This is a genomic window from Neisseria sp. P0021.S005, from assembly GCF_051956955.1.
The window spans coordinates 1-5,513 of sequence record NZ_JBQCWY010000174.1 but is presented as its reverse complement, the minus strand read 5'-3'; the positions used below and the strand labels follow the sequence as shown (position 1 = coordinate 5,513).

Sequence of the window (5,513 nt, the reverse complement as noted above, 5' to 3'; positions counted from 1 at the left end):
GTGTTTGGCGGTGACCTACTTTCACATGGAAGAACCACACTATCATCGGCGCTGAGTCGTTTCACGGTCCTGTTCGGGATGGGAAGGCGTGGGACCAACTCGCTATGGCCGCCAAACTTAAACTGTTACAAATCGGTAAAGCCTTAATCAATATATTTGGTGATGACTGAATCAGTCAGTAAGCTTTTATCTCTTGAAGTTCTTCAAATGATAGAGTCAAGCCTCACGAGCAATTAGTATGGGTTAGCTTCACGCGTTACCGCGCTTCCACACCCCACCTATCAACGTCCTGGTCTCGAACGACTCTTTAGTGTGGTTAAACCACAAGGGAAGTCTCATCTTCAGGCGAGTTTCGCGCTTAGATGCTTTCAGCGCTTATCTCTTCCGAACTTAGCTACCCGGCTATGCAACTGGCGTTACAACCGGTACACCAGAGGTTCGTCCACTCCGGTCCTCTCGTACTAGGAGCAGCCCCCGTCAAACTTCCAACGCCCACTGCAGATAGGGACCAAACTGTCTCACGACGTTTTAAACCCAGCTCACGTACCACTTTAAATGGCGAACAGCCATACCCTTGGGACCGACTACAGCCCCAGGATGTGATGAGCCGACATCGAGGTGCCAAACTCCGCCGTCGATATGAACTCTTGGGCGGAATCAGCCTGTTATCCCCGGAGTACCTTTTATCCGTTGAGCGATGGCCCTTCCATACAGAACCACCGGATCACTATGTCCTGCTTTCGCACCTGCTCGACTTGTCGGTCTCGCAGTTAAGCTACCTTTTGCCATTGCACTATCAGTCCGATTTCCGACCGGACCTAGGTAACCTTCGAACTCCTCCGTTACTCTTTGGGAGGAGACCGCCCCAGTCAAACTGCCTACCATGCACGGTCCCCGACCCGGATTACGGGTCTGGGTTAGAACCTCAAAGACACCAGGGTGGTATTTCAAGGACGGCTCCACAGAGACTGGCGTCTCTGCTTCAAAGCCTCCCACCTATCCTACACAAGTGACTTCAAAGTCCAATGCAAAGCTACAGTAAAGGTTCACGGGGTCTTTCCGTCTAGCAGCGGGTAGATTGCATCTTCACAACCACTTCAACTTCGCTGAGTCTCGGGAGGAGACAGTGTGGCCATCGTTACGCCATTCGTGCGGGTCGGAACTTACCCGACAAGGAATTTCGCTACCTTAGGACCGTTATAGTTACGGCCGCCGTTTACTGGGGCTTCGATCCGATGCTTGCACATCTTCAATTAACCTTCCAGCACCGGGCAGGCGTCACACCCTATACGTCCACTTTCGTGTTAGCAGAGTGCTGTGTTTTTAATAAACAGTCGCAGCCACCTATTCTCTGCGACCCTCCAGGGCTTACGGAGCAAGTCCTTAACCTTAGAGGGCATACCTTCTCCCGAAGTTACGGTATCAATTTGCCGAGTTCCTTCTCCCGAGTTCTCTCAAGCGCCTTAGAATTCTCATCCTGCCCACCTGTGTCGGTTTGCGGTACGGTTCGATTCAAACTGAAGCTTAGTGGCTTTTCCTGGAAGCGTGGTATCGGTTACTTCATGTCCGTAGACACTCGTCGTCACTTCTCGGTGTTAAGAAGACCCGGATTTGCCTAAGTCTTCCACCTACCGGCTTAAACAAGCTATTCCAACAGCTTGCTAACCTAACCTTCTCCGTCCCCACATCGCATTTGAATCAAGTACAGGAATATTAACCTGTTTCCCATCGACTACGCATTTCTGCCTCGCCTTAGGGGCCGACTCACCCTACGCCGATGAACGTTGCGTAGGAAACCTTGGGCTTTCGGCGAGCGGGCTTTTCACCCGCTTTATCGCTACTCATGTCAACATTCGCACTTCTGATACCTCCAGCACACTTTACAATGCACCTTCATTGGCCTACAGAACGCTCCCCTACCATGCCAGTAAACTGGCATCCGCAGCTTCGGTTATAGATTTGAGCCCCGTTACATCTTCCGCGCAGGACGACTCGACCAGTGAGCTATTACGCTTTCTTTAAATGATGGCTGCTTCTAAGCCAACATCCTGGCTGTCTGGGCCTTCCCACTTCGTTTACCACTTAATCTATCATTTGGGACCTTAGCTGGCGGTCTGGGTTGTTTCCCTCTTGACAACGGACGTTAGCACCCGCTGTCTGTCTCCCGAGGAACCACTTGATGGTATTCTTAGTTTGCCATGGGTTGGTAAGTTGCAATAACCCCCTAGCCATAACAGTGCTTTACCCCCATCAGTGTCTTGCTCGAGGCACTACCTAAATAGTTTTCGGGGAGAACCAGCTATCTCCGAGTTTGTTTAGCCTTTCACCCCTATCCACAGCTCATCCCCGCATTTTGCAACATGCGTGGGTTCGGTCCTCCAGTACCTGTTACGGCACCTTCAACCTGGCCATGGATAGATCACTCGGTTTCGGGTCTACACCCAGCAACTGTTCGCCCTATTAAGACTCGGTTTCCCTACGCCTCCCCTATTCGGTTAAGCTCGCTACTGAATGTAAGTCGTTGACCCATTATACAAAAGGTACGCAGTCACACCACAAGGGTGCTCCCACTGTTTGTATGCATCAGGTTTCAGGTTCTATTTCACTCCCCTCCCGGGGTTCTTTTCGCCTTTCCCTCACGGTACTGGTTCACTATCGGTCGATGATGAGTATTTAGCCTTGGAGGATGGTCCCCCCATATTCAGACAGGATTTCACGTGTCCCGCCCTACTTTTCGTACGCTTAGTACCACTGTTGAGATTTCGAATACGGGACTATCACCCACTATGGTCAAGCTTCCCAGCTTGTTCTTCTATCTCGACAGTTATCACGTACAGGCTCCTCCGCGTTCGCTCGCCACTACTTGCGGAATCTCGGTTGATTTCTTTTCCTCCGGGTACTTAGATGGTTCAGTTCTCCGGGTTCGCTTCGCTTATCCTATGTATTCAGATAAGGATACCTCCTAAGAGGTGGGTTTCCCCATTCGGACACCGCGGGATCATAGCTTTATTGCCAGCTCCCCCGCGCTTTTCGCAGGCTTACACGTCCTTCGTCGCCTATCATCGCCAAGGCATCCACCTGATGCACTTATTCACTTGACTCTATCATTTCAAGAACCTCTTTGACTTCGTTTGCCTACCCGTTGACTAGGGAAGCAAACTTGAAATTCCTACTTTGATAAAGCTTACTGCTTGTTGTGTCTTAATCCTGCCTTTTGTGTTTCAGGATTAAGTCGATACAATCATCACCCAAATACTGTGTTTGTTTTCTTTTCTCTTGCGAGAGATTTTTTATCCTTTGCAAAGAATAAAAAATCAAAACAAACGCATTGTCTTTGTTTGTTGATTTCGGCTTTCCAATTTGTTAAAGATCGATGCGTCAATATTTCACTTCGCAAATCAAAATAAGCTGCTAAGTATAGCAGGCTTCCTTTGATTTGTAAAGTACTTGGTGGAGGCAAACGGGATCGAACCGATGACCCCCTGCTTGCAAAGCAGGTGCTCTACCAACTGAGCTATGCCCCCGTTCTTGGTGGGTCTGGGAGGACTTGAACCTCCGACCCCACGCTTATCAAGCGTGTGCTCTAACCAGCTGAGCTACAAACCCGGATTCTCTTCTTAAGCGAATCTTGTCTTCACTCAAGCTTTTCTCTTCCGCATCTTTTACAGTTTACCGATAAGTGTGAATGCATCAGACCTCTTCTTTCTCTAGAAAGGAGGTGATCCAGCCGCAGGTTCCCCTACGGCTACCTTGTTACGACTTCACCCCAGTCATGAAGCATACCGTGGTAAGCGGGCTCCTTGCGGTTACCCTACCTACTTCTGGTATCCCCCACTCCCATGGTGTGACGGGCGGTGTGTACAAGACCCGGGAACGTATTCACCGCAGTATGCTGACCTGCGATTACTAGCGATTCCGACTTCATGCACTCGAGTTGCAGAGTGCAATCCGGACTACGATCGGTTTTGTGAGATTGGCTCCGCCTCGCGGCTTGGCTACCCTCTGTACCGACCATTGTATGACGTGTGAAGCCCTGGTCATAAGGGCCATGAGGACTTGACGTCATCCCCACCTTCCTCCGGCTTGTCACCGGCAGTCTCATTAGAGTGCCCAACTTAATGATGGCAACTAATGACAAGGGTTGCGCTCGTTGCGGGACTTAACCCAACATCTCACGACACGAGCTGACGACAGCCATGCAGCACCTGTGTTACGGTTCCCGAAGGCACTCCTCCGTCTCTGGAGGATTCCGTACATGTCAAGACCAGGTAAGGTTCTTCGCGTTGCATCGAATTAATCCACATCATCCACCGCTTGTGCGGGTCCCCGTCAATTCCTTTGAGTTTTAATCTTGCGACCGTACTCCCCAGGCGGTCAATTTCACGCGTTAGCTACGCTACTAAGCAATCAAGTTGCCCAACAGCTAATTGACATCGTTTAGGGCGTGGACTACCAGGGTATCTAATCCTGTTTGCTACCCACGCTTTCGAGCATGAACGTCAGTGTTATCCCAGGAGGCTGCCTTCGCCATCGGTATTCCTCCACATCTCTACGCATTTCACTGCTACACGTGGAATTCTACCTCCCTCTGACACACTCTAGTCACCCAGTTCAGAACGCAGTTCCCAGGTTGAGCCCGGGGATTTCACATCCTGCTTAAGTAACCGTCTGCGCTCGCTTTACGCCCAGTAATTCCGATTAACGCTCGCACCCTACGTATTACCGCGGCTGCTGGCACGTAGTTAGCCGGTGCTTATTCTTCAGGTACCGTCATCAGCTGTCGGTATTAGCAACAGCCTTTTCTTCCCTGACAAAAGTCCTTTACAACCCGAAGGCCTTCTTCAGACACGCGGCATGGCTGGATCAGGCTTGCGCCCATTGTCCAAAATTCCCCACTGCTGCCTCCCGTAGGAGTCTGGGCCGTGTCTCAGTCCCAGTGTGGCGGATCATCCTCTCAGACCCGCTACTGATCGTCGCCTTGGTAGGCCTTTACCCCACCAACTAGCTAATCAGATATCGGCCGCTCGAATAACGCAAGGCCCGAAGGTCCCCTGCTTTCCTCCTCAGAGAATATGCGGTATTAGCTAATCTTTCGATTAGTTATCCCCCATTACTCGGTACGTTCCGATATATTACTCACCCGTTCGCCACTCGCCACCCAAGAAGCAAGCTTCTCTGTGCTGCCGTCCGACTTGCATGTGTAAAGCATGCCGCCAGCGTTCAATCTGAGCCAGGATCAAACTCTTATGTTCAATCTCTAACTTATAACTTCTGGTCTGCTTCAAAGAAACCGACAGGACAATGTCTAAAACATCATCTTGTCTGTCTTTCAAACAGTGTGAGGCCTAATGCACTCACACTTATCGGTAATCTGTTTTTTAAAGAGCGAATCGAATTATACAGTACATTTAGCAAATGTCAACTAAAATTATCGAAAATTCTAACTAACTGTGTTATACTGTCTGCTTCGTTTTCTTCACCGCGTCAGCAGCGAAGAACCGAACTATACGCCT

At 50.1% G+C, this 5,513-nt stretch carries 2 tRNA genes and 3 rRNA genes; all 5 read right to left on the bottom strand.

The features are described from left to right. Window positions 1-2 precede the first annotated feature (2 nt). A 5S ribosomal RNA gene (rrf, locus tag ACTHUE_RS10195) occupies window positions 3-116 on the bottom strand. A 96-nt stretch (window positions 117-212) separates the two neighbouring features. Next, a 23S ribosomal RNA gene (locus tag ACTHUE_RS10190) occupies window positions 213-3,101 on the bottom strand. Between the two features lie 347 nt (window positions 3,102-3,448). Next, window positions 3,449-3,524, bottom strand: a tRNA-Ala gene (locus ACTHUE_RS10185). A 5-nt stretch (window positions 3,525-3,529) separates the two neighbouring features. Beyond that, a tRNA-Ile gene (locus ACTHUE_RS10180) sits at window positions 3,530-3,606 on the bottom strand. Window positions 3,607-3,711: 105 nt separating this feature from the next. Next, window positions 3,712-5,252, bottom strand: a 16S ribosomal RNA gene (locus tag ACTHUE_RS10175). The 16S, 23S and 5S rRNA genes sit together here with 2 tRNA genes alongside, the layout of an rRNA operon. Between the last annotated feature and the right edge of the window lie 261 nt (window positions 5,253-5,513).